Annotated in this window: 2 protein-coding genes and 1 pseudogene; all 3 read left to right on the top strand. The window is 30.4% G+C overall.

Features of this window, described 5'->3' with window-relative positions:
* A pseudogene (locus tag ACH2BO_RS09675) lies at positions 1-919 on the top strand (glycosidase); the annotation flags it as partial.
* A 51-nt stretch (positions 920-970) separates the two neighbouring features.
* Positions 971-2,215 (top strand): MFS transporter, encoded by a 1,245-nt coding sequence (locus ACH2BO_RS09670; RefSeq protein WP_395044538.1) that lies wholly within the window; start codon positions 971-973, stop codon positions 2,213-2,215.
* Complete coding sequence (locus ACH2BO_RS09665; RefSeq protein ID WP_395044537.1) at positions 2,196-4,052, top strand: trehalase family glycosidase; 1,857 nt, start codon at positions 2,196-2,198, stop codon at positions 4,050-4,052. The genes ACH2BO_RS09670 and ACH2BO_RS09665 overlap by 20 nt, the downstream gene beginning before the upstream one ends.
* Positions 4,053-4,179 lie beyond the last annotated feature (127 nt).

The following is a 4,179-nucleotide window of genomic DNA, read 5'->3' as shown; positions in this document are numbered from 1 at the left end:
TTTAGATGCATTTGCGTACTTACACAAACAAGTAGGTGAGTCCAATTTTTTTAATAAACCAGGAACTTGGAATTATTTGGAGCGAATTAAGCAAATTGCACAAAAAAATAATTTGATGCTTTTGCCAGAAATTCATGCAGAATACGGACTACATTTACACGATGAAGTAGCCAATGAAGGTTATTATATTTATGATTTTTTCTTGCCAGGATTAACCATTCATACTATCGAAAACAAATCGAGTAAAGCATTGCTAACTTGGGCAAAAGAAATTATTGCTAAAGGTTACAAAACTGTAAACATGTTGGGTTGTCATGATGGAATTCCTGTTTTAGATTTAAAAGGAAAAGAGGTTAATGGGCTGTATAATAAAGGTTTATTAGAAGACGAAGAAATAGAGGCCATAATGACCAAAATTATAGATCGTGGTGGTCGTGTAAAAAATTTGTATGACGCAACAGGAAAAAAAGTTTCTTATTATCAAGTAAATGCTACTTTTTTTAGCGCCTTGGGTGAAGATGAACAAAAGTTGCTTTTGGCAAGAGCGATACAATTATTTATGCCTGGAATACCTCAAATTTGGTATTTAGATATATTTGCAGGAAAAAACAATTATCAAGCAGCGGACAATGGCGGTAGTGCTGGACATAAGGAAATTAACCGAACAACGTTATCTTTGGAAGACATTGCCAACGGTCTAAAAAAAGAAGTTGTGAAGAAACAACTAGAAATAATTCGCTTAAGAAATACTTCAAAGGCATTTTTAGGATCTGTAGAAATCAATGATAATCAGACAGATGTAATTGATATTAAATGGAAAAATGATAATGTAGTAGCACATTTATGTGCAAACCTAAATACTCGTAGTTTTACAATACATCATACAGAAAATGAAGGTACTACAAAAATGAATTTTTAAAATATAATAAGCGTAAAAAATCTCAAAGGATTTCTTTTAATATAAAAAAAAATGAAAAACACAACCATTAAATTATCTTTGTTTTTTAACTATTTTGTGTTTGCAATTTTGCTAAATTGTGTCGGAATTGTAATGCTTCAAATGCAACTTAATTTTGGGGTTTCTAAAAGTGACGCATCTATTTTGGAAGGGTTTAAAGATTTACCCATTGCAATTGCAGCTTTTATTTTCGCATCATTTCTTCCAAAAATTGGACTTAAAAAATCAATGCTTATTGCTTTGGCTTTAGTGACCATTGTTTGCAGCATTATGCCTTTTGCAGACGCTTTTTGGTATTTTAAATTGTTGTTTTTTGTAATTGGAGTTTCCTTTGCATTGATAAAAGTTTCGGTTTTTTCCACAATTGGATTGTTGACTAATAACGAAAAAGAGCACAGTAGTTTTATGAATTTTCTAGAAGCAATATTTATGTCTGGCGTTATGCTTGGCGGATTTGTATTTAGTTATTTTGTAAATGATGCCAATCCAAAATCTAGAGAATGGTTGCAAATTTATTGGATAATTGCTGGCTTGTCATTTCTTGCTTTTCTGTTATTATTGTTCTCAAAATTAGACGAAAAAGAAGCCAAAATAGAAAACACATCGTTAGAAAAAGACTTTAAAGAAATGATAGTAATGATTGCAAAACCATTAATAATTGTCTTTATTCTTTCCATATTTTTTTATGTAATGATTGAACAAAGTTTTTCTACTTGGATGCCAACATTTTATAAAGAAATTCTTCGCGCACCAACAAGTTTGGCAATTCAAGCTGGTTCAATTTTGGCTGGAGCAACTTTTTTAGGAAGATTACTCTCTGGATTTGTTTTATTGCGAGTAAAATGGATTCATTTTTTATCCTTGTGTTTACTTGCAATTGCTGCAATAGTTATACTTGTTATGCCTTTGGCTAAAAATATTTTAATAGAGAATAATGCATCAATGACTTGGTTAAACGCACCGTTTGTTTTGTATTTATTACCAATTATGGGATTGTTTTTAGCGCCAATTTATCCAACATTAAATTCTACAATCCTATCATCTTTGCCCAAACATATGCACAGTTCAATGTCTGGTTTAATTGTAGTTTTTTCAGCACTTGGAGGCACTACTGGATCAATAATTACAGGTCATATTTTTGAATCTTTTAATGGAACAACTGCTTTTTACTTCTCATTAATCCCAATTGCATTAATTTTTATATTAATTTGGACTTTGTATAAAATGAATAAGAAAAATGTCGAAATTCCAACTTAATATTCAGCAAACAATTGCTCAACTTCTACTTCAAGAAGATACTGATAATGACAAGAGAATAACCATTGAAGACAAAGGTTTAAAACGATTTGTATTACAATCTGACAATAAAGAAATAGTAGTTGAAGGCACTTATTTTTTATCCAATTTATTGCAAGAATTAATTCTGGCTCAAGAAAACAATCAAGATTTTATTGAACTTGAAAACGTTTTTGAACTTCCAGCTAATAGAATTAATCGAATGATTACAACCTATTTTTGGGACGGTTTAACACGAACTTTAGACGAAAAAGGTTTGCAAAAATTATTAATTGATTCAAAATCAAAAACTGAGAAATCAATTATTTATGTTCCTTTTACTGATGATTTTGCCTTAGAATATTATCAAAAATTATCTTCTAAATTTAATTTAAAAGTAGTGCAACTTCCCAAAGAAATCACTCCTCAATATGTAAGTAGCATTAATGATGAAGGTGGGATTTTGTCATTAGCATTAAAAAATGAAAATCAAAAAGTTTCAGGAGTACCATTCGCAGTTCCTGGCGGAAGATTTAATGAAATGTATGGTTGGGACAGTTATTTTGAAAATATTGGTTTGCTAATTGATAGAAAATTAGATTTAGCCAAATGTATGGTTGAAAATTTTAGCTATCAAATTACACATTACGGCAAAATTTTAAATGCCAATCGTTCCTATTATTTGACTCGAACGCAACCGCCTTTTTTTTCTAGTATGATTCGAGAAGTTTTTGAAGCGATGCCAAATAAAGATTTAAATTGGTTGAAAAATAATCTTCAAATTGCCATAAAAGAATATGAAACCGTTTGGATGGAAACAGGAAAACGGTTGACAGAAAATGGTTTGAATCGCTATTTTGCACAAGGAATTGGATTGCCACCAGAAACTGAAACGGGACATTATGATGACATTCTAAAACCATTTGCAGAAGCAGAAAAAATCTCAATTCAAGAATATGAAAAATTATATTACGAAAGAAAAATAGAAAATATAGAACTGGATAATTATTTTGTTCACGACAGAAGCGTTCGCGAAAGCGGTCACGACACAAGTTACAGATTGGAAGGAATTTGCGCCGATTTAAATGTGGTTGAACTCAATGCGATGTTGTATAAATATGAAACTGATTTTGCCGAAATGATTTCAAAATATTTTGATGATTCATTCGAGTACAATTCTAAAATTTACACTCAAAAATACTGGATTGAAAAATCTGAAAATCGAAAAATTCTAATAAATAATTTTCTTTGGAATGAAGAAGAAGGTTGTTTTTTTGATTATAATTTTAAAACTCAAAAGCAACATATTTTTCTATCTGCGACAAGTTTTTTTCCGCTTTGGGCAAAAATTGCAACACAAGAACAAGCTGATAAAATGATTAAAAATGCGTTGCCCAAATTAATTTTTTCTGGCGGAATTGCTGGTTGCTCAAAAGATGCTTTAAAAAATATTGGAAATCATCAAATGCAACGCCAATGGGATTTTCCTTTTGGTTGGCCACCACATCAAATTATTATTTGGCAAGGATTAATAAATTATGGTTATCATACTTTGGCACAAGAATTAATTTACAAATGGCTTTTTATGATTACCAAAAATGCTTGTAATTACAACGGAACAATTCCCGAAAAGTATGATGTTGTAAGTGGTTCGCACAAAGTTTTTGCAGAATATGGCAATCAAGGAACAGATTTTGAATATATTACTCGTGAAGGTTTTGGCTGGATGAATGCTTCGTTTCAATATGGAATGCAACTTTTAAGTGATGATTTGAAAGTGGAATTGAATTTGCTTAGATTACCTGAAGAGTTGTTTTGATAATCTATAAATCTTTAAAGAAATCTTCTAAAGAAATTTTATGAATAGCTAGAATTTTTAATAAGTTTTTCATTGTAAAATTTGTCCCTTTTTCCATTCTCCAATATTGAACTCTAGGTATATCATT

This window comes from Flavobacterium sp. (genome assembly GCF_043773265.1).
In the GTDB taxonomy this organism is placed as follows: domain Bacteria; phylum Bacteroidota; class Bacteroidia; order Flavobacteriales; family Flavobacteriaceae; genus Flavobacterium.
Note: the sequence above shows the minus strand (reverse complement) of the source record. Positions and strands in the feature narration are given on the sequence as shown.

What these genes read in the sequence shown, in the direction of transcription:
- ACH2BO_RS09670 (WP_395044538.1), top strand. Translation starts at nt 971, where the DNA reads ATGAAAAACACAACCATTAAATTATCTTTGTTTTTTAACTATTTTGTG.
- ACH2BO_RS09665 (WP_395044537.1), top strand. Translation starts at nt 2,196, where the DNA reads ATGTCGAAATTCCAACTTAATATTCAGCAAACAATTGCTCAACTTCTA.